General features: G+C 44.2%; 18 protein-coding genes. 8 read left to right on the top strand and 10 right to left on the bottom strand.

Annotation, left to right across the window (positions count from 1 at the left end; all coding sequences use genetic code 11):
• From L870_RS0109725 to L870_RS0109680, 10 genes are all read right to left on the bottom strand, one after another.
• Entirely contained in the window at positions 1-3132 is a 3132-nt protein-coding gene (locus tag L870_RS0109725; protein WP_028517990.1) for a hypothetical protein, read from the bottom strand.
• 66 nt (positions 3133-3198) lie between these two features.
• A complete protein-coding gene (gene gspM, locus L870_RS0109720; RefSeq protein WP_028517989.1) occupies positions 3199-4008 on the bottom strand; it encodes a type II secretion system protein GspM in 810 nt (269 codons plus the stop codon).
• Between the two features lie 20 nt (positions 4009-4028).
• Entirely contained in the window at positions 4029-5621 is a 1593-nt protein-coding gene (gene pilM, locus L870_RS0109715) for a pilus assembly protein PilM (RefSeq protein ID WP_028517988.1), read from the bottom strand.
• Between the two features lie 16 nt (positions 5622-5637).
• On the bottom strand, positions 5638-6837 hold the full coding sequence (locus L870_RS0109710; RefSeq protein WP_028517987.1) for a type II secretion system F family protein: 1200 nt from the start codon (positions 6835-6837) through the stop codon (positions 5638-5640).
• A gap of 533 nt (positions 6838-7370) precedes the next feature.
• The gene (gene uvrC, locus L870_RS0109705; RefSeq protein ID WP_028517986.1) at positions 7371-9194 is read right to left on the bottom strand and encodes an excinuclease ABC subunit UvrC; all 1824 of its coding nucleotides are present in this window, start codon (positions 9192-9194) and stop codon (positions 7371-7373) included.
• Positions 9195-9252: 58 nt separating this feature from the next.
• Positions 9253-9792 carry a DUF5662 family protein gene (locus L870_RS0109700; protein WP_028517985.1) on the bottom strand — a complete coding sequence of 180 codons (540 nt, stop codon included), beginning with the start codon at positions 9790-9792 and terminating at the stop codon, positions 9253-9255.
• Between the two features lie 4 nt (positions 9793-9796).
• Entirely contained in the window at positions 9797-10837 is a 1041-nt protein-coding gene (locus tag L870_RS0109695; RefSeq protein ID WP_028517984.1) for a LacI family DNA-binding transcriptional regulator, read from the bottom strand.
• A gap of 208 nt (positions 10838-11045) precedes the next feature.
• Entirely contained in the window at positions 11046-11231 is a 186-nt protein-coding gene (locus L870_RS0109690; protein WP_028517983.1) for a hypothetical protein, read from the bottom strand.
• An 83-nt stretch (positions 11232-11314) separates the two neighbouring features.
• A complete protein-coding gene (locus L870_RS0109685) occupies positions 11315-12409 on the bottom strand; it encodes a tetratricopeptide repeat protein (protein WP_028517982.1) in 1095 nt (364 codons plus the stop codon).
• A 57-nt stretch (positions 12410-12466) separates the two neighbouring features.
• On the bottom strand, positions 12467-14929 hold the full coding sequence (locus L870_RS0109680) for a hypothetical protein (protein WP_028517981.1): 2463 nt from the start codon (positions 14927-14929) through the stop codon (positions 12467-12469).
• A gap of 532 nt (positions 14930-15461) precedes the next feature.
• Between L870_RS0109680 and L870_RS0109675 the strand changes: the two genes are divergently transcribed.
• From L870_RS0109675 to L870_RS0109640, 8 genes are all read left to right on the top strand, one after another.
• Entirely contained in the window at positions 15462-16481 is a 1020-nt protein-coding gene (locus L870_RS0109675) for a glycosyltransferase family 2 protein (protein WP_028517980.1), read from the top strand.
• A 21-nt stretch (positions 16482-16502) separates the two neighbouring features.
• Positions 16503-17594, top strand: a complete 1092-nt coding sequence (locus L870_RS0109670; RefSeq protein WP_028517979.1) for a hypothetical protein — start codon at positions 16503-16505, stop codon at positions 17592-17594.
• 12 nt (positions 17595-17606) lie between these two features.
• Positions 17607-18806 (top strand): hypothetical protein, encoded by a 1200-nt coding sequence (locus tag L870_RS0109665; protein ID WP_028517978.1) that lies wholly within the window; start codon positions 17607-17609, stop codon positions 18804-18806.
• A 17-nt stretch (positions 18807-18823) separates the two neighbouring features.
• Positions 18824-19324, top strand: a complete 501-nt coding sequence (gene purE / locus L870_RS0109660) for a 5-(carboxyamino)imidazole ribonucleotide mutase (protein WP_028517977.1) — start codon at positions 18824-18826, stop codon at positions 19322-19324.
• A 38-nt stretch (positions 19325-19362) separates the two neighbouring features.
• Complete coding sequence (locus L870_RS0109655) at positions 19363-20019, top strand: DUF4272 domain-containing protein (RefSeq protein WP_028517976.1); 657 nt, start codon at positions 19363-19365, stop codon at positions 20017-20019.
• Positions 20016-20663 (top strand): HAD hydrolase-like protein, encoded by a 648-nt coding sequence (locus L870_RS0109650; RefSeq protein WP_028517975.1) that lies wholly within the window; start codon positions 20016-20018, stop codon positions 20661-20663. The genes L870_RS0109655 and L870_RS0109650 overlap by 4 nt, the downstream gene beginning before the upstream one ends.
• A gap of 183 nt (positions 20664-20846) precedes the next feature.
• Positions 20847-21566 (top strand): phosphoribosylaminoimidazolesuccinocarboxamide synthase, encoded by a 720-nt coding sequence (purC, locus tag L870_RS0109645; RefSeq protein WP_080676407.1) that lies wholly within the window; start codon positions 20847-20849, stop codon positions 21564-21566.
• Between the two features lie 4 nt (positions 21567-21570).
• Positions 21571-22995 (top strand): amidophosphoribosyltransferase, encoded by a 1425-nt coding sequence (locus L870_RS0109640; RefSeq protein ID WP_028517973.1) that lies wholly within the window; start codon positions 21571-21573, stop codon positions 22993-22995.

The following is a 22995-nucleotide window of genomic DNA, read 5'->3' as shown; positions in this document are numbered from 1 at the left end:
TTACGCACCTGTGAAATATGAAACTTCAAATACACCAAGTGCTGTACTAACGCTCTTCTTATCCTTTGATGCTCCGCCGCCGCCGGAGTTAAGAACTGCAAAGCTGTTCTGTGCTTCCTTTACATTTTTAAAGAGAGCACTTCCGACAATAGGAGCACTGATCTCTATAGCATCGCTTTCACTTGCTGTATATACGCTCTGGTATTTACACTTATACTTACCTGCTACGTAAGAAGCAAATGAAGTCTCAGGACACATAAATGTTCCTACCAGTGTGCTTCCGCCTGCATTTGTAAGTTCGACAGACGAATCAACTGCACCATAGTATTCAATACCCCACTGCATATCAGGAGTAATAAGCTTACCGTCTGTGCCGTTATCATTCAGATATGATGATGCGCCGCCGCCTGTTACTACAGGAATTATTGCAGAGCTGCTCAGCTTAACTGTTCCGTCTATAAGGAAACATACCTTACCTACAGATGTATCGCATCTGATATCTATTCCTGCATCAGCTGATGCAATATTGATATTTCTGAGGACGATCCATCTTCCGTCGGTAGTACCTGTAATATTAATATTGCCCTTTGGAGGTGTAAATGCTCCACCGTCAGCTCTACCTATAATACAGTTCTGAGTAATTGAATTACCGTCGCTGCTCCACGGACTCTTGTTATAAATATCCGTATCCTCCATATACTCATCTTTATCTTCCTGTGAATTCTTATCACCGAGATTCTTATGACCGTTTGGAAGGAATGCGTATGGAAGCTTATTTACTGTTGTATCTGATTCATCAGCTGCATTCAGACACTCGCTCTTCGGTACATGATCGAAGTATACATCTTTCTTATACTCACCATTTTCATCCATGTTAAGATCTTCTCTTACTTCAAAGATATTCTTGATGAGCTTTGTATCATTATTTACATGGAATTCGCCTGATAAATCATAATAACCGTAAATAGCCTCACGAGTCATGCTTGCAGGATATGCAGGTTCTTTACCGCTGCCTGTATAAGGAGTTGAAGAACCTACTGTTACATTTTCGTAAGCCTCATCCTTGCTGACAATTGCACCGCTCGGATCTGTATAATATGTACGAACAGCTTCTGACTTGTCTACAACATCACCTAACTTACCATCATCAGTGAGCTTATAATATGTAGCTTCATCTTCAGTTGGTTCATTGAGAATTACACTTGTATCGTCAGGATCTACCTTATAGATTGATCTTGGATTCTCAACTATAGTATCATAATCAATAAGACCGTCATATTTTGTAGCATAATATGGCTTTGATTCAAACCACTTGTCGCCGATTACATAGATACCGTAATCTGCATTTCCTCTTGGATCATTCCAATCCTTGAATACAGTTACTTCATCATCGCCCGGATACAGAATGCCCCAATGCCAGCCGTTACCGTCATCATCTTTATAGTTTCCGTCCTGCTTTGCTTTTCTGAATTCATATGAAGCCTCAGGAACAGCCTCGTTTTCATATATAGCATTAGGAACTTCTGCATAATAACCGGTTACCAGTTCATCAATATGCTCATTATAGCCTGACTTGAGCTGATTTTTGTTCGTTGTACCGGCAATACCTGATACACTATCACAGTATATTGTGCCGTTAACGCTTGTAACATCTCCGCCGCTGAAGGTAAGTGAGCCCTTAACTATAAGGTCACCGTGGATTGTAACGCCATTCTTTACTGTACAGTCTCCGTTAACTCTTACGTCGCCGAATATTTCAGCATTCTGAAGAGTAAGGTTACCCATTGAGTAAATGTTACCGCCTGATGACTTATGGAGTGTATCTGTCATATTAACTATTGAAGATGTCCAGTCATACAGTAAGCTCTTACCCTTAGCTGTACCAAAGAAGTTGTTACCCTTCTGGATACCCTTTATATCCTTAGCTTTATCAGCGGCATCTCTCTTATCCGCAGGGATTGGATTGCCGTCTTCATCAAGCTTGAGTGTTCCGTCTTCATTTGTCTCATAGAATGTCTCTTCAAGAGCGTAGTTTCTGTCAGCATACATTACTGTATACTTTTCAGAAGGATTATACTCATCCATCAGGTAAAGGTCTGAACCGCCTAAACCAAATACGAATCCGTTATCATCACCCTTTGTACAGTCAAGAGTACCGATGAATACATTGTAAGGTGATGCTTTACTTGCCTGTTTATTGCTCTTACTGTCTACTACAAGATTTACACTTGAAGCATTTGCGCCGATTGTTCCGTCAATATAGAGATATGGGATATCCTTCTGAGTGAAGTTGCCTTCCATTTTGTAATCATTGAATACCAATGTACCTGCATCTCTTACGAAAACATTTCCCATTACTACTGTCTGAGAATATGGTCTCTGCTTCTTAGCATCTGCATCCTGTGGAGTCTTTACCCAGATCTCAAAGTTTGATGTACCTGCAACGATACTTCCGTTGATGAAAGAAAGCTTTGTCTGGATATTTGTCTGGTTATGTGCAGGGAAAAGACCGGAAGCGTCCTTGGAAATACCTAATCCGAAACCGCCGGTAATAGTACCGCCGTTAGGGAATGCATTAGCTCCGACTTCCTGAAGTCCGTCAAGACCTCCGGGATTTACCTCTGAATGAGAAGATGCTGACTTCTGAATATAAGCAGAAACAGTTTCCTCTTCCTTACCTACCCTACAAGTTGCTGTAACCTTTACAGCTGTTACCTTTACCCATGAATCCGGTTTTCCGTCTCCGGTGGTATCACCGAAAACATATCCCTCTGCGTCGGGAACATTTTCAACAGTGATCTCATTTTCTTTCCATACATGATTCTTATCATAATGGCCTACTACACCGAGAGTCTTATCAGGGATTTTTATCTCAACTGTAAGCTCATCAGTTGTCATGTCCTGTATTGCAGCAGGGATTCCGGGATCACGTTCCATTGAACGCACGAATGTATCGATTGCAGCTCTCGCTGTGTAACTTGCCTGTGATGATGCATATGACTTATGCGCTCTGTTGCTCGATGCAGATGCAAGAGCAAGAGTACCTGTCAGAAAGATTATCAACAAGGCCATTACACAAACTACTGTAAACAGTACGGAGCCGCGTAATGTTTTCTTGTTCTCTGTTTTCATTTTTCTAACCGCCTTTCAAGTTATATAACTTAATAACTATAGCGTATGATGTAGAAAGCCTGCATCTTAATTAGAAGAAACGTCTTCAACATTCGGTTTTGCCATTTCGTATACTGAGAAAAGTGTTACAATTATCTTAACGTCTGTAGCGTTTGATATCTTCTTACCTTCGCCAGCCTCTACAATTGTTTCCTCATCGGCATCCTTTGAATCAGGAAGAGAAACATTTAATGCTTCTGCCTCGTTCTTACCGAAGCTTCCGTCAGTCATAGTAACAGTATTTACTGTAAGGGTCTTGTCAAACTTCTCAAGAGCTGCAAGATAAGCCCATACGCACTTCTGTGTACCGTGAATGCTGATAGCGTACTGTGTCTGCATTACAGACTCTTTAGCTCTCTGTGATACAGCTGTGCTTTCAGCAACCTTTTCTGAATATGCCTTTGAAAGACTTCCGTCAACATCGGCAGCCTTACGCATATCACCAAAGTTATCGGCTACTGCATTATAATAGTATTCAATAGGTGTAAGCTTAGCTTCCTTAAGCTCTACGCTGAGAAGCTTAACCTTTGCTTCATCTGCAAACTTCTGCATATACTTATCGATATATACCTGATCCTGTACGTCAGCGATCGGAACGAAGTTAGCTGTGATAACTGATGTATCCTCATAAAGCTTTAAGATACTATTCTTAAGATCAGGGATCTCAGCGATCTGAGCCTTGATCTCTGCTTCTGTCTTCTGTACTTCTTTAAGATTCTTCTGATGTGTCTGTATGTCCTTATACTTTGGCTTAATAAGCGCAAAGTATCCTACTAAAAATATAGTGATAGCTATAAGAATAGCAGCAATGATCTTATCTCTGTAATTAAGTTTCATTATTAATTAGCCTCCTCTTCTCATTCTGCCTTATCATCTTTTTTAGCACTATCATCGGGATGATAAGCACTCTTGAAGCCTACAAGCTTTGCACTTGAATTGAAGGTAATCTTCTGAACAGGTTCCTTACCCTCTTCTTCAATTGTCGTTACACGGTATCCACCGTAGCTTGAGCCGCAGAATTTAGAATCTGCCAGAATATTGTTTACAAAATCTGAAGGAAGCTTCTGTGCATATTCCTCCTTTTTAGCATCACATTCTACAGAGAATGTAATTGTGCCGTCCTGATAACGTGGTGTGATTACCTTAAAGTGCTCGAGTCCTTCCTTCTTACAGCTTTCTTCGAGTACCTTAACGACCTCATCAAATGATCCGCCGTTAACAACAGGCTTTGAAAGATATGCATCATATGCATTATTTACCTTTGTATAATATGCATTTACAGAATTCTTCATTGCAATAAGACGTTCACGATGCTCGAGCTTCTTAGCTGTATCAGCTGAATTGATGAAGTCCTCACAGTCCTGAATGTCACTCTTAATGCTCTTGTCCTTAATAGCCATACCTGCGTATATACCGCCTGCGATAACAACAGAACCAATAAGTGCAGCTATCATAGCAACATTGCCTGAGCTTTCGTTTCTGATCTTGTTCTTAACAGCAGTACCGAGGTCTGTTTCAAGAAGATTGATCTTTTCGATCTCTCTGTTTCTCTTGAACATAGCACCGATAGCGTTAGCGTACAGCGAGAATTCCAGATTTTCATGACCGTGGATCTGAGGAGGAACATTGATAAGGCTTGTTTTAAGATCAAGCTTTTCAAGTTCATCAGTAAGTCTTACATACTCGTGAGTATCACCGTAGAAGATTACGTTCTCGATTGACTCACCTGTGTTACGGCTTCTGTGGAACTGGAGCATACGGAAGATATTCTCGTTAACTGCCTCAAATACATAGTCATCAGAATATCCGTAGTCAGCTGCGTCGATAGAAGCGAAACGTGAGAATGAAAGCTGTCCCTGCTCATAAAGGTTGAGAGAGATGAAGTTGTTGTCGATCTGTACAGCAAGAAGCGGCATCTTTGATCTGATCTTTGTATCTGCGAGAAGTACTCTTGTGATACAGTTACAGCCGACCATAACCGATCTCAGTGAGATACCAAGAAGCTTGAATGCTTCTCTGTAGCTGTTTACGATCTCGTAAGGACAAGCTGTAGCGAGGATCTTGTATGAAGGCTCGCTTACTTCGCTGCTGTCTGCGTCACCAACTATGATGTATGAAACACTGTATGAATCATCGAGATTGAGCTCTGCCTGCATCTGGAGCTTAACTGTCTTCTGAAGGTCCTGACCTCTGCCCTTTGCAACTGTCATTTCCTTGAAGATCGTAAGGTTGGACGAGATCGAAACGATCGCTTCCTTATCAGGCATTCTGTGCATTTTAATAACGTTGTTTATAAGTGTTGCAACTGCGGGAACGTCCTTAACGTGTCCGTTAACGATAAGTCCCTCTTCAACGTTTACTGTAGCAGCAGAACTGATCTTGATCTTTCCGCCGCCCTCAACGCCTTTTACTACTCGTATGTTTCTATCTGTAATATCAAATGAAAGCATTTATCTTTCCTCCTTATTAACTGTTTTCGATGCTCTCTAATGAACCGTAAAGTGCAGGATAAATTCCGCACACAACCATTCCTATGATAAGACCCATGAATATAAGAAGGATAGGCTCCAGCATACCAACAAGACGCTGAACTGCTGCATCTGATTCTTCTTCGTAGTAATCCGAAGTCTTTTCAAGGATAGTATCAAGAGCACCCGACTCTTCACCAACATAGATTACAGAGCAGAACATAGGCTCAAATATCTCTGTACGTGTTATTGCCGACGAAAGCGGTTCACCCTGTTTAACCTCATCAATAACTGTCTCGAACTTTTCATCTACATATGAATTACCGAGAATTGCTGAAGCTCTCTGCAGGCATTCAACCATTGGAATACCGCTTGAGTAGAGTGAAGAAAGGGTTCTTGAAAATCTACCTGTATAGATCTTCGTTACAAGAGGACCAAATCCAGGTCCCTTTATAAGCATTCTGTCGAATTTCTTTCTGAGATTAGGCATCTTCATTGCATATCTGAATCCGAATACCAGAGCTGCAACTATTATGATCAGTACATACCACTTTGTCTTTAAGAAGTCACTGATAGCTGCCAGTATCTTTGTAAGAAGAGGCATCTTGCTCTTATCCTCAAACATGTCGATAAATGTAGGCATGATAACAGTAAAGAGGAAGATAACTATTACAATACAGAGGGTGAGAAGAATGATCGGGTAGACCATTGCGCCTCTGATCGTGTTCTTGAGTTTGTTTTCCTTTGCGTAGTGATCAGACATACGAGTCATAATGATATCCAGCGAACCGCTGCTCTCGCCCGCGCCGACCATGGAAATAAGAAAGTCAGGGAATGAACCCGAGTGCATCTCGAGAGTTGACGAGAAAGACTCACCTTTCTGTACATTCTCGTAGATATCCTGCCATATTGCTCTCGCTTTTTCGTTCTCCTGCTCCTTGGTTAGGATATCGATGGCTTTTACAAGTGTCAGACCCGAAGTAAGCATAGCACTTAGCTGTCTGCAGCAGAAGTTAAGTTCCTTCGTGTTGAACTTGTACATTGATTTTGCGTCACCTGAATCGCTTTCCTTATAATCCTTGACATACAAGCCCTTTTCTTTGGCCTTCTGTAAGAATTCCTGCTCATTTTCCGCATTCATGACTCCCTTGACCTGTCTGCTTCTTGCGTCCTGAGCTACATAGGAAAAACTCTTCATGAAACCACCTCCATAATTAATTACTTGTGATGAACGTTTCTCACTGCCTTAATAATAACAATTATAACATTTTAATAGTTACTTTTCAATCGCTTTTTTGACATAAATAATCAACCGTTTTTTATCAATATTAACCAAGAAATATACTATCTGTAATACTGACTGTTATAAACGGCTCACTTTTTACAAAAACACAACATCAAAGGCAGCCCAATATATGGTATATGCACACGTATACCAAACATTGTTAAACTTCCACAATAATTATAACACACTCACTTTTAAATTGCAACATAAAAGCTCATTTTTTCTGCTAATTTTTACAGAATTGTAAACTGCGGCAATTTGCTTATTGCTAATTTAGTTATTTTGACTGTTATTGCATAAAAACGTCGTTTTACTGCTCGAAAAACCGAAGGGCTTTCTGTGGACAAGTTTATATTTTTTACTAAAACTGCCCCGAAATCGTGTTTGCTTCTTACGTATACTATTATAATATAAGCATTTCTATTACAATATTCCTGCCGTGCCGATCAGAGCTCCTGTATAGTTTTCCAGAGCTCTTTTGCTATATCCATATTCACTCCTGCTACAGCCGCAAGCTCCTCCGGAGATGCACCGCGAAGATTGGTTATGGTCTTATACTTCATGAACAGCTTCGCCGCCTTCTTTTCGCCTATTCCACGCACATTCAGAAGCTCTGAGCTGTAGGTCTTTTTCTTATGGCGCGTATGCATGAAGCTTACGGAATAGCGGTGCACTTCGTCCTGTATCCTCGTCACAAGGTCGAATACCGATTTAAGATTGTTTATCTGTATCTCTCTTCCCCCCGTCGCAATGGCACGGGTGCGGTGCTTATCGTCCTTGACCATGCCGAAAAGAGGTATATCCAGACCTAATTCACGCAATACAGGCGCAACTGCGTTCACATGACCCTTTCCGCCGTCAAGAAGTATCAGGTCGGGTTTTCGCGTGAAATACTCGTCACCCTCCCCTGTTACGATATGCATGAGCCGCCTTTTTAGCACCTCGTGCATACTTCCGTAGTCGTTCTGGAACTGCTGCTCCTTTACAGTAAAGCGTTTGTATGCCTTTTTCAGGGGTCTGCCGTCCTCAAATACTACCATTCCCGCAACCATTGACTCCGAGGATAAATTGGATATATCATAGGCTTCGATGTAGCGCGGCGGCTTTGAAAGCCCCAGACTCTGCCCAAGCTGCTCAAGTGCAATGACCTCTTTTCCTGTTCGGTCATTCTTGATAGCGGCATACTCCGCGCTGTTATTTTTTGCAAGCTTCAGAAGCTCAAGCTGTCTGCCCTTCTGAGGCACATGGAGCTTGACCTTGTGCTGTGCCTGTTCCTCAAGCATTTCCGTCAGCAATTCACTGTCCTCCGGGATATGGTCAACTATGACCGAACGCGGTATATCAGGCTTTTTATAGTAAAATTGCAGCATGAAGCCGCTGAGTATATCCTCGTCCTTGTCGGGCAGCGGAAGCTCAAATACAGCCTTATCGAAGAGCCTGTCCTCGCGGTACATGAGTACGGAAATGTACAGTCCGTCGTAAAATTCTGCAATACCGATAACATCTGCCGACTCCACTCCGCTGTTGATTATTTTCTGCTTTTCCGAAGCCTTTTTCACTGCTGCTATCCTGTCGCGGAGCATTGCTGCTTTCTCGAACTGAAGCTCCTCGGCTGCTTTGTTCATCTCCTCTTCCATGCGCTCTACCGACTCGGCACTGCCGCTTTTTATAAACTCGACCGCCTGCTCGACTGCACTGCGGTAATCCTCAGCACTTATCCTGCCTCTGCAAACTCCCATGCACTGCTTTATATGGTAATTGAGACAGGGACGACTTTTTCCGAAATCCTGCGGGAATTTTTTCTTGCAGGTAGGCAGCATGAACACTCGGTTAGCCTCGTTTACAGCTTCCTTTGTGATAGCCCCGCTGGTATACGGTCCGAGATATCTGCCGCTCTGCTTAGTATTTTTTTCGTTGGTGATACGTGGGTACTCTTCGTCTGAAATACGAATATAATGATATCCCTTATCGTCCTTGAGAAGTATATTATACTTGGGTTTGTGCTGTTTTATAAGGCTGCATTCCAGCAGAAGTGCCTCGAATTCGCTGTCAGTTACAATGAAGTCATAATCGTATACATTCGATACCATAGCCGCCACTTTCGGCGTATGATCGGGATTTTCGCGGAAGTAGCTGCTGACGCGGTTATGCAGGTTCTTAGCCTTGCCTATATATATTATAGAGCTGTCCTTGCGGCGCATTATATAAACGCCGGGAGAGGTTGTCAGCTTTGAAGTCTTTTCACGGAGATATGGTAATCTCGTATTCATTTCATCTCACCTCTGTTCTTAAAATGCAGAGGACGCCATCAGGCGTCCTTTTCAAATCTTACTTCATCTTTCTGACCTGCCTGCGGATATAGCGGAACACCTCGTCCTCACCCTTGTCACGAAGCATAGTCAGAAGAAACTCCAGCTTTGCTGCTGTAGTCTTTTCGATTATGCGTCGAGGCTTCGCCCTGAGGAAATACTCAAGCGGCATGGACTCGTTGTAATTTTCTTTGTTGTATATCTTTGAAGCCGCCACACGGTCGCAGAACATCTCAAAAATAAAGATATCAGGCATTTTTACAGGTTCCATTTTCTTGGTTTCGGGGCTGTAGTCAGTCCAGTATTCAAAGTGATGACGGTTTCTGCCCTTGTGGTGCATCCACGCCTTCGAGCTGCCGTCAACTTCCCTCTCCCTCTCGTTGGGACTGCGGTTGCCCTGATAATACAGAACTCCCGGAATGAACTCCGTAGGCGAGAATTTCGACAGATCGTGAACAAGTCCGCGCCACGGTATACCTGCTTTAAGACAGTGTATGAATACCTGATGTCTGTGCTGCTGAACAGTTCTTAAATGACCTAAAAAATTATTGATAATCATTCGGTCACTCCTTGTTATAGCCGCTGTTGATGTCAAGCACACTCTCTTTTTCAATAAGCTTTCCGCTTATGATGCGTCTGCCCTCGGTATATGTAGGGTCAGTAAGCTTCTTAGCCATTATGCCAACGGAGACCTCAGCCATTTTCGCAAGGTCTACCTCAACGGTTGTTATAGTAGGTATGCAGATGCTTGAAACAGTATAGTTGTCGTAACCGACTACGCTTATATCATCAGGAACACGAACGCCCTTTGTTTTTAAAGCCGATATTACGCGGAAAGCAGTCTCATCGCAGTTGCACACGAAAGCGGTCGGCATATCAGCAGGAAAATCTATTTTTTCGTTGAGTATTCCCTTTTCGTTTCTGTCACCGATGACCCATTCTATGCGGAATTCCAGCTCATTTTCCATGATGCACTTCAGGTATCCGAGGTATCTGTCGTTGATACTGCTTGTAGCGTTCAGAGTACCGAAAAAGCCTATCCTGCGGTGTCCCTTTGATACAAGATAGTCCGTGAGCATATATCCGCCGTTGAAGCTGTCGGAAATTACAGAATCAACGTGATATCTGTTATCGTAGAAGTCCACGAATATAAGCGGAATAGTCAGTTTGCTCAATATCTCTATGTAGCTTCTGTGTACCTGTCCGATAACTATAACACCGTCAACCTTGCCGTCAACGATCATATTCGGCAGTATACCGTCCTTTTCGTTGTCAGCAGATATACATTCGTATACTGTGCAGACATTTATCTGCGAAAGCTGGTTAGAGATGCTCGCTGTAAGCTCCCAATAAAATGTACCTCTCGCACCGACGAAACGCTCAGACGTAAGAATACCCACATTTTTGCTCACCTTGGGTATGGACATACGTCTTTTCTCGCTCTTGGTATTTGAAGGCTTATAGCCCATTTTTTCGGCTGTCTCACAGATCCTCTTTCGCATCTGCTCACTTACGCCGTCACGGCCCGCAAGTGCATTTGAGACAGTTACAACACTGACACCGAGTTTTGTGGCAATATCGAGCATTTTTACTCCGTTTTTCATAAAATTCCCCCGATCTTTTAAGCTGTCCGAAAGCTTTCTGAGGCATAATAACTTATTGCATTAAAAGCCACGAATTAAATTAACATTGTATATTATACCATGCTTTAAGTAATAAATAAAGCAGTTTTGCAAATTTTGGAACATATGTCAATTTTTAGTTGCTTTGATTGTGCACAATAGCAAAACTGCGGAGAAATTCTCCGCAGTGTCACTGTTTTTCTTCTTTATTTCCGCCATATTCGGGCAGATAAGGATATACCTCATCATAAGAGCTCCGCTCAGCACCGTCCTCAGCGGCAAAATGAATCAGCCCCGTCATATCGCCCCACGAAGCCGAAGGACAGATATACTTCTCTTTTTCAGGTTCGGGAACAGGTATCTTTTTCTTGCTCATTTCATCATCTCCCGCAGATATTATCTGCGGAAATGAGACGATTATACATTAAAAGGCACTTCCATAACGGAAGTGCCCTTATATTACTCTTCAGGTGAATTATTCACCGACTGTGTTATATTCGGCTTTTCGGCTGTTTCTTCATCAGTTCCCGGAGGTGTAATACGTGCATCGGGTTCATATTTAAGGATAACCTTCTTGATCTCTTCGTCACGTGTGAGATTATAGGTAAGCTTCAATGCTTTAAGAGCATTGGGGATATCCTTATCCATGAGGTAACTTGCCGAAAGCTTTGCAGCAACGGAAACAACGTCCTCGTTTGGTCCGTATGGTATCTCATACTTTTTCATAGCCTCGTTTATATCATTCTGAGTAGGAGGCATTATAGGACTTCCCTTGCGCTCAGCAACATCTCTGAGTTCATACGGAATGGCAGGGTGCGGAGCAAATATAAGACTTGCCGACAGGAATGCAACTGCGTCATCGTATTCGCCCATATCAGTAAGTGCATAGCCCACATTCGCATAGCATCTTGCTATTGCAACAGGCGAAGCTGCGACCTCAAGAGTCTCCTTTGTGGTCTCTATCAGCATTCTCTTGTTTTTCAGGAGCTTATACACTTCCGCAAGCTCAAATCTCGGATTAACGTCAAGCGGATTGTATTCAACAGCCGTTTCTAGTACAGGGATAGCGTCAAGAGGAGAACCGGTTTCCACAAGAAGATACGCATATGTAGTGATATATGTCGGAAAATCAAATGGTGTACGGTTAAGCGTCCTTTTCTCCTGATTGTATTTCAGCTGATACAGATTATCCTCAAAGGGATTTCTTAGCGAAACAAATTTCGCATTATCACTGTCTCTGTAGTCAACAGTTATTTTCTTATAAAGACGCTCGGCAAGAGCTTTAGCCTCGGTCATATTCTTCTCATTAATGAGCTTTACGATCTTTTCCTGCATTTCATCAAGACGCATACCGTCAAGATGAGTAAGTCTCTCGACCTCTTGTTTCTGCTCCTCAGGCATAATTTCCACAAGAAGCATTGTAGCGGCTTTTACGCCCTCAGTGTTACTCTCCTTTGCAAAGCGCTCTGCTTCGCTGCGGAGAAATTTATTGTCTTCCTCGGCAGAGCCTGTAAGCTTTGCTCTCAGCTCTTCAAGGATCTTGTTTTCTGCCATTGGTTTTCCTCATTTCATCGTGAGATCTTTATAATAAGCCTCAGGGCAACTGTTTTATCAGAAGCCTCTCTTAGACATTTCCTTCTTGAACTTAGCGTCGATCTTATCCTGCTTCTTCTTAGCCTTGAGCTCTGCCTTTGTCATATAACGCGCATCGTTCATCATTGAAGAGGATGACTGCTGTCTCGGAGCGGAGCTTCCGCCTCTGTAGCTGTTCTTCTGAGGTGCCTTGTACTCCTCGAATACAGGAACATTCTGCTGTGCCTGAGCCTTTGCCTGAAGCTGTCTCTTTGCAGTCTCATCGCCCATTGTTGAAAGAACGTCCTCGACAGATGTAAGAACAGGGCTGTTAGCCTTGAGTCCCTGTGTCTCGATAAGGTTCTTGTCAGCATAGTCCTTTGAGCTTGCGATAGCATTGATGAATGCCTGTGAAGTTGACTTGCTGTGCGGATTTACAGCGATCTTTGAAATATTTGCTGAAGGGATACCGCCCTGCTGTACATACTTCTTCGGAACAGGTGACTTTACAGGAGCCTGCTGTACAGGAGCTACGGGTCTCTGTGCCTGAACGCCCTGCTGTACAGGAGCAACTGGTCTCTGACCCTGAACGCCCTGCTGAGCAGGAGCTGCGGCTGCTCTCTGAGCCTGTGCTGCTGTCTGCTGTGCAGGAGCTGCCGGTCTCTGAGCCTGACCTGCCTGAGGTGCTCCGACAGGAACATATACAGGCTGACCGTTCTGGTCGCGGCCTACAAGCTTCATCTGAATATACTTGTATACAGGCTGATTATTTGCATCATATCCTGCAAGCTGCGGAACCTTGATTATCTGAGACTGCTGTGCCTGCTGATTAGGCTGTTCTGCCTCGGCTGTATTTCTCTCAGCACCTGCGCCGGGTGCTACATAATTATAATCACTCATATTGGTATCATACTCCTCTTCTGCCATTGCTGGCTCATTAAATGTTTGTGCGGAAATATCCTCGATCATTGATGAAGCTGCATCGCCAAGTACAGGCATATCATCAATCATCGGTGCCGTCAGATCTTCTGCTGCCGAAATATCATCGAATATAGGTGCAGATGTATGATCCGCTGCTGGTATTTCATCAAATGCAGGGACTGCAATATCTTCTACCGCAGGTATCTCATCAAGAACAGCAGCCGCTGTTGCCTGAGGCGTTGAAATATCGTCGATCACCGCTGAATTGATATCCTCAACGGCAGGGATCCCGTCAGGAACAGGTGCTCCGATATTTGGGAAGGAAGGTATTGCTTCTGGAACTGGTGCTGATATATCTTCTATAGCAGGGATATCAAGCTCATCCATTTCCTTAGGCATATTCTCATCATACTGAGGATAAACGGGAGCTGATACAGGGACACCCTGCTGGATAGTCTCATCATATCCGTATATCTGATTCGGATCATAGAATCCTGCGTCCTGGAAATTATCGGCAGGAACTGTCATATCAGGCTGGATATATTGTGCATCGGGCTGTATATACTGCTGAGAAGGATCTATGTACGGCTGAACTATCTGACCGTCTCCTGTGTAGTATACAGGCTGGTCACCGCCGTAGACCGGCTGATTGTAAACTGGCTGACCGTATACAGGTTCCTGAGCATTATTGTCTATAGAGAACATCTGCATAACGTCCTCTTCACTCTGTACCTGCATAGGCTGTTCAGGCTGACCGTAAACAGGAGCAGGCTGTACAGGCTGCGTACCGTAATTATTATTGAAGTCAAGTCCGTCCATTTCCTCAGGTTCTGTACCGTAATTCACAGGTGCAGGCTCTCCGCCGGGGATAGCCGACTGCTGAGGTGTAGGTATTGCGAACTGAGCGAGGAAATCGTCCTCGGGAACGACTGTATTGTTCTGGACCGGTGCTGCCTCTGCATCCGGCTTCTGTATAGCGAACTGAGCAAGAAAATCATCCTCCTGCGATGCAGCAGGCTGAGCCTCTTCTTCACTTGGTACATTTATTGCAAACTGTGAAAGACTTTCGTCCATAGGTATGCCTGTTCCGGGGATCGTATTTACAGGAGCCTCGGGCTGCGCCTGAGCAGCATTCGGAGAAGGAGTATTGTAATACTCGAGCGCTTCTCTTGTAGCCTCCTCTTCAGCCTTCTTTTTAGCCTCTGCGGCAGCTCTTGCTTCTTCTGCTGCCTTTCTTCTTGCTTCCTCTTCTTTTCTTCTCGCATCAGGATCCTTTGTGATCTTTGCGGTGGTATTTCCGAGCGGTACTATGCCCTCATCGCCCATACCCATTTTTTCACGCTTCTTCTCTTCCTTGAGAAGGAGTGCCATTTCTTTTTTATCAGCTTTTATAAGCTTTTTGGCAAGGCTTGCCTTACATTTCTCACAGGTGATCTCTTTAAGATCGGTCATTCTTGAAGTCCTGTGGAAACGTGTTACATTTTCCGGCTTAAGAAGGTTTATGCCGCAGCCGGTCTTCTTATCATTATCGGTACCGTGAACGACCTTATCATATGAAGAAGTTACCAATGTTATATCCATAGTCCTCTCCCAACCGCAGAAAACTGCAGCCTCCGCTTTACGGCAGCGGACCGCCGATTTCCCAGATCGCCGCAGACTTTCCGCGCAAAACCGAGAAACAGCCGCGGAGCCTGCATAATGCGAATAACTATACAAGTATATTATACATGATATTTCAAAAAAAATCAACACTTTCTAAAAAAATGGCACAGCAAATTATACCCAATTTAAAATTTTCGGTGAAAATAACAAATCGTTATTGATTTTTTTGTCAAAATTCTCCTACACTGTTTATGTTAAATTAGGTAATGGGAATAATTTACATTTTATAAAAATTTGATGCCGTTTATTTCCCGTTATATCGTTTTCCTATCAGATAGACCAAAATAATAACCCTTACCGGCTATTATTTTACATAGACGTAAAAAATTATGAAATCATTCAATTTGCTATTGCATTATCAATGATTTTGTTGTATTATTAATAGTGTATTGGCAGATAAAAAATACTCTTTTTTATGAGCCGATGAAGCTTCTTTGAAGGAGGAAAAAACGTGAAGCTCGTTTCAGTAGTAGTTCCGTGCTATAACGAACAGGAGGTTCTCCCCATGTTTTATGAGGAGATAACAAAGGTAACAGGACAGATGTCAAAGGATCATCCTGAGCTTTCATTTGAATACCTGTTTATAAATGACGGTTCTAAAGATACAACTCTTGATATATTACGTTCCCTCGCAGACAGGGACAAGCGTGTAAGATACATTTCATTTTCACGTAATTTCGGTAAGGAATCAGGTATGTATGCAGGTCTGAAAAACGCCAAGGGCGACTATGTTGTCGTTATGGACGCAGACCTTCAGCATCCGCCGTCATTCCTGCCTCAGATGTACGATTATGTAAGGAACGGCGAGTACGACTGTGCTACCACACGCCGTGTAAGCAGACAGGGCGAATCAAAGGTACGCTCATGGTTCGCAAGACTTTTCTACAGGATAATGAACAAGATCTCTCAGACCGAGATCGTTGACGGTGCTCAGGACTTCCGCTTCATGACAAGACAGATGGTGGACGCTATCCTTGATATGTCTGAGTACAACCGTTTTTCAAAAGGCATATTCAGCTGGGTAGGCTTCAATACCCGATATATAGAGTACGAAAACGTTGAGCGCCCCGCAGGTACTTCCTCATGGTCGTTCTGGGGACTGTTCAAATACTCCCTCGAAGGAATCATGGCTTTCTCAACAGCTCCTCTGGCTATCGCCTCACTGCTGGGAATAATCACCTGTTTCTTCGCGTTCATACTCATCGTTATCACTATTATCCGCTCAATATTTGGCTGGCTGGACGCTCCCGACGGATATCCCACGATGCTCTGCCTTATATTCCTTTTCAGCGGATTACAGCTCTTCTGTGTCGGCATACTCGGACAGTATCTCTCCAAGACCTACCTTGAAACCAAGAACCGTCCGATATACATAACAAAAGAGACAGAGGACATTTACAGACAGCGCAAGGCAGCAGCTCAGCAGAACAGCGAGCAGAAGCCAGAGTCCTCTGAAAATGAGAGCAAATGATCCCGAGGAGGTGCGGAGACATTGACTAAGCATATGAGACTTGTAGTCTCCGTACTGTTTATCGTTATCATAGCCCTTGCCGTGGCTATCACACGTTTCTACTCAAATACGAGCCAGAGCACCGAATTGAGCGGTACTCAGCCCGCTATTGAAAAGAAGCTGGACTCCGACTCTTCGGGCAACCATATCTTTATGGACAGCGCAGGTCTTTACGGTATCGTTGACAGCAACGACCGTGTGATCGTTTATCCCGAATGGCAGCAGATCGAATTTACAGGCAGCGACCTGTGCATAGCTTCAAAGCAGATACGCGAAAAAAAGCTTTTCGGCTGTATCGACTATGAGAGCAATATCGCAGTACCCTTCATTTATTCTGAAATAACGCCGCTGAAGCTTTCCGAGCGCGTATTATATGCTGCAAGATCGGCTGACGACCGCAGTTATGTGATATACGACCAGAACTTCTGCCCGTGCTTTTCGGAAGCATGGACTTCCTGCAAGGAAGACGGCAATGAGCTTATCCTCGGAACAAAGCAGGGTATTTACAGATATACTGTCACAGCAAACGATATCGTTTTCAGAAATGCCGCCGTAAAAGGCAGTACAATGAATAAATCCTATGATATTGAAGTAACAAACAAAAATCTGCTTTCAGATCTGAGCGTTTCTTCACTTGAAAAAATGAGCAAGGCTGCGGGCAGATATATAGAATACGCCTTTGAAGGCGACAGCCATCTGCTTTCGGATATCGATGCCGAACAGTCAGCTGTCTTTCTCACTCTTTTCCCCGAAGATCACGCTGTTACGTCAAAAAAGCTCATGGGACTGTCCGATGCAATAGTTTATTCTGCAATATCAGATGACGGCTATAAACACTACAAAGTGTACATAACCGCAAATATCTATGCAGGCTATAAGGACTCAGACGCAAAAACAAAGTATACACGAGGAGACTACAAGGCTCTCCTTGAATTCAAATACATTCCCGAAAAAGGACTCAGGGTCATATCTGGCGATTTTGTTCCTAATAAGCTTTCTTACCCTATTACATCAGCCGAAAACAAACAGCCTTCCGATGCAGACGATAACACTGATCAGCAGCAGGCTCACTGACGGAGGTAATTCATGAAGAAAAAAACTGCTTTCCTGTGTGCATTTATAATGCTTCTGACAGCAGGCTGCGGAAAATTAGACATTGGCAGTGAAGCCGATGAAGAGACCTCCGCTGCTTCCACGGAAGCTGAAACTACAGAATCTGCTTCGGAAGCGGAAAAAAACGAAGTATCCGAAAAATTCGGTACAGAGTTTGAGCTTTTCCCTGATATAGAGCTTGGAATGACAGAAGCCGAAGTACAGGCTGTCATCGGTGATAATTATGAGCGCAGCGTCGAGAAATACCTCGACATCAGCCCTGATATCGTATATTATACCGTCCCCATCGACAGCTGTCCGTTCCTCGGTATAGATATGGAGGGCTATGAGCTTTTCACATTCATTCCCGACGGCGAGCTTATCAGCATGAGCTGTCATTTCGGAGTCATCGACAGGGACAATAACACCTCGAAGGAACACTCAGAAGAAGAGATGAAAGCCGTTTACGACAAGCTCTTCGATCAGATACATGAATACTACGGTGATTACTACACCTCTACAGATGTGGGGCCACCTTCACTTGGCAATCTCAGTTGGGACAACACCTACGGTTATCTTACCCTTTGGGGTACATACTACGATGACACCAAAGAAGGAAATGTTTCTTTATCTCTGATGGCTGATGACTTCGCTCAGAAGATACTCGATTATTCAAAAGAAAAAACCGATTCACAGCCGCAGAATAACGGACAGAACATCTTGGATCAGCTTAAAACAGGAATGTCTGAGGAAGATGTTTTCGCTGTTATCGGCAAAGATTACGACTATAAATACAGCGCAGGCTACAAGCCGTCTGTAGAATACGACTACAGCTTTGCAGCCGACGAAGTTTGGGGGACAGGGCTCCGCGGATATATGTTCGTGGAATTTGATGAAAAGACCGATGAACTCACCTGCTTCGGCTACCATATCGGAGCTGTTGGTCATGTAGAGGATTGCAGTTATCCATATTCGGAATGTGAGCTTGAAGAAGCTTTCAATAAACTGCTGCCTACCCTTGAAGAAGAATACGGTAAAGCCGATGAGCCTTCGGCTTTTTCAGGCGAAGGTGTCAAAGCCGAATACTCATGGTCAATGGGTACAGATCAGCTCTGGGCTATATGGGGCACAGACCTGTGGAGCGCATCAAGCGGCGTAAACGAAATAATCGTTTCACGCTCCATTGACAGATAATATAAAGGAGAAAAATTATGTCTAAAAAAGTTGCAGTTATCATGGGAAGCGACAGTGACTTCCCTGTTGTTAAATCAGCTCTCACAGAGCTCAAAAAGTACGGCGTTGAATTTGAATGCCGCGTTATGAGTGCGCACAGAACTCCCTCAGAGGCTGCTGAATTTGCTTCAAACGCAAAGGCAAACGGCTTCGGAGCTATCATATGCGCAGCAGGTATGGCTGCTCACCTTGCAGGTGTAGTTGCAGGCCATACAACACTCCCTGTTATCGGCATACCCATGAAGTCAAAGGCACTCGAGGGCGTTGATGCACTTCTCGCTACAGTTATGATGCCTCCCGGAGTACCTGTTGCAACAGTAGGCATAGACGGCGCAAAAAATGCAGCTGTCCTTGCTGTACAGATGCTGGCTATCGCTGATGACGAGCTTGCTGCAAAGCTTGCTGCCGAGAAGAAGGCAATGGCTGACGGCGTTATCGCCAAGGACAAGGCTCTTCAGGAGCAGATCGCAGCTCTTTGATATTAACCAAGACCACTTTCACCCAAAGGAGGTAAACCATGACACCTTCAGAAAGAAAAGAAAGCTCAGAAAAGATATTAAGGGAAAAGGGAATCGGTATAAACCCAAATCTTCCTCTTATTGAGGACGCTTCACAGGTAAAGCTCAGAAGCCTTGATGATATCTGCAAAAGAGCAATTGCTGCTCTGCTGTCAACTCAGATAGGTATCGAGCTCAGCGAAAACAACACAGACCAAATCGGTGGTTTCACAAATCTTATGCAGCATTTCGGCGTTGCAGACTGCCTTAACGCAAAGGAGCAGAGGCTCGTAAGCGGAAAGAGCTCTCAGCAGGATACTATAGATGTTGTATGGGAGTATGAATGCTACTGGTCACTGTTATGGGCACTGGGCATCGTTGAGGATATCACCGATGCAAACGCTATCTGCGACTGTACTGCTGCTATACGCGCTGTGTCACAGTGTGAGGGCTTCGATGACTTCAAGAGCAGATGCACTCTCAGAAGCACAGACGAGATACTGGATATGCTCGACCTTTATTACCGCTATCACTGGGCAGTGGTCCAGAATGAACATATCGACAAAAGCTGTCCTGTCGGCGACCTCAACGGCGATGTAGTGTTCGAGCGCAGACGCGGTCTCGAATGGCTCATCTCCGATAAGGACGACTGGCACGATATAGAATTGCATACATGATAGATAATTATGATACTCTTTTATTCGACCTTGACGGCACTCTCACAGACTCCACTGAAGGCATAGTAAAATGTATAGAATATGCTCTCACCAAAATGGGCTATGAGATGCCCGAGGATACGAATAAATTTCTCGGACCGCCGCTGTATCAGTCCTTTGCCGAGTTCTGCGGCATGAACGAGGAGCAGGTAAACGAGGCTGTAAGGATATTCCGCGAAAGATACTCCACTGTGGGACTTTTCGAGAACCGCGTTTACGACGGTATTCCCGAAATGCTTGACAGGCTCAAAAAAGGCGGCAAAAGGATAATGGTCGCCACAAGCAAGCCCGAGGTGTACGCAGTGCGCATATTCGAGAAATTCGGACTTTCTCAGTACTTTGAGATAGTGGGCGGAGCGAATATAAACGGCACACGCAACTACAAGGACGAAGTTATCGAGTACGTTCTCGCAAAGGCGGATATCACCGACAGAAGCCGCGTACTTATGATAGGCGACCGTAAGCAGGACGCAGACGGCGCACATAAAACAGGGCTGAAATGCATGGGTATCCTCTGGGGCTTCGGCTCTATAGAGGAGCTTACCGAAGCAGGAGCGGATTACATCGCTGAAACACCCGAAGAAGCAGCAGATATGCTTTTATAGTTATTAGCCGTTAGCCATCAGCCGTCAGCGAAAAGATGTCTGCTCCGCAGACTGATTTAAAATTTCCGCCGAAGGCGGCACAACAAGCTAAGGGCTAAGGGCTGAACAAATGAATACAATTTCCGTAATGATGCGGAATTGCATATATAATCATTTATATAATTCTCAAGGAGGAATTTTAAAATGTCAAACATCGAAAAGAAGGAACAGCTCTATGAGGGCAAGGCAAAAAAGGTTTACGCTACAAACGATCCTGATCTCGTTATCGTAGATTACAAGGACGACGCAACAGCTTTCAACGGCGAAAAGAAGGGCACTATCTCAGGCAAGGGCGTTATCAACAACAAGATGACAAACTATATGTTCAAGATGCTCGAAAAAGAAGGCGTACCTACTCACCTTGTTGAGGAGATCAGTGACCGCGAAACTATCGTTAAGAAGGTTTCTATCGTTCCCCTTGAGGTAATCATCAGAAACGTTGCAGCAGGCAGCTTTTCAAAGAGAATGGGCGTTGAAGAAGGCAAGAAGCTCCTCTGCCCTATCCTTGAATTCAGCTACAAGAACGACGATCTCGGCGATCCGTTCATCAATGATTACTATGCACTGGCTCTCGGTATCGCTACAAAGGAAGATATCGACACTATCTCTAAGTATGCTTTCAAGGTAAATGAGTTCATGGTAAAGTTCTTCAAGGGACTCAATATCGACCTCATCGACTTCAAGATCGAGTTTGGTAAAACTTCCGACGGCACAATTATCCTCGCTGATGAGATCTCACCTGATACCTGCCGTTTCTGGGATTCTACAACACACGAAAAGCTCGACAAGGACCGTTTCCGCAGAGATATGGGCGGCGTTGAAGAAGCTTATCAGGAAATCATGAAGAGACTTATGGGAGAATAAGCATATGGGCGGTTTTTTTGGTGCAGCCTCTAAAAATGACTGCGTTACCGACGTATTTTTCGGAACCGACTATCATTCACACCTCGGTACAAGAAGAGGCGGTATGACATCATGGTCGGAGGAAAACGGTTTTCAGAGAAATATCCATAGTATCGAAAACTCCCCTTTCCGTACCAAATTTGAGAATGATGTTGTGAATATGAGAGGCAAGCTCTGTATCGGCTGTATCAGCGATACAGACCCACAGCCTATCCTCGTCCGCTCAAAGCTTGGTATCTATGCTATATGCTCGGTCGGTATCATTCGCAACGCCGACGCTCTCGTTAACGAGCTCCTTGAACAGGGCTGCGCTAACTTTGAGTCTATGAGCAGCGGAAATATCAACTCAGGAGACCTTATCGGCGCTCTTATCGCACAGAAGAACAGCTTCGTTGAGGGTATCCGCTATGCACAGGAAAAGATCGAGGGTACTATGTCACTCATTATCCTCACTAAAAACAGCATAATCGCAGCAAGAGACAAATTCGGCAGACTTCCTATCATCATAGGAAAGAGAAGCGACGGCTTCTGCCTTTCAACAGAATCATTCGCTTTCCAGAAGCTGGGCTATACTACATACAAGGAGCTTGTTGCAGGTGAGATCGTAGAGCTTACTTCCGACGAATGTAAGACACTTGCAGAGGGCGATCCTTCAAAGATGAAGATATGCACCTTCCTCTGGACTTACTACGGCTATCCGAACGCTGTTTATGAGGGCGTAAACGTTGAAGTTATGCGTACAAGAAACGGCGAGATTATGGCTGAAAACGATATCAAGAACGGCAGACTTCCTGACGTTGACTATATCTGCGGCGTACCTGATTCGGGTACTCCTCATGCTATCGGCTATGCAAACAGAAGCGGTATACCTTTCGCAAGACCGTTCATCAAATATACTCCTACATGGCCAAGAAGCTTCATGCCTACAAACCAGAGCATGAGAAATCAGGTAGCAAAGATGAAGCTTATCCCCGTTCATGATCTTATCAACGGCAAGAAGCTCCTCTTTGTTGATGACAGTATCGTAAGAGGCACACAGATGAGAGAGACCGTTGAGTTTCTCTATGAGCATGGTGCTAAAGAAGTTCATATGCGCTCTGCCTGTCCTCCTATCATGTACGGCTGCAAGTACCTCAACTTCTCACGCAGCACTTCCGAAATGGAGCTTATCGCACGTCAGATAATCGACGAGTTTGAAGGTCCTGTGGGCGTAAAACATATCGAGGAATACAGCAACTCCTCTACAGACAGAGGCCGCAGACTCAGAGATGAGATATGCAAGAGACTTCGTCTTACTTCACTTGAATTCCAGACACTTGAGGGTACTGAAAAGGCTGTAGGCCTTGACTCATGCGGACTCTGCACATATTGCTGGAACGGCAAAGAATAA

It is taken from the genome of Ruminococcus flavefaciens ATCC 19208 (genome assembly GCF_000518765.1).
In the GTDB taxonomy this organism is placed as follows: domain Bacteria; phylum Bacillota; class Clostridia; order Oscillospirales; family Ruminococcaceae; genus Ruminococcus; species Ruminococcus flavefaciens.
This window is presented reverse-complemented; position numbering and strand designations above follow the sequence as displayed.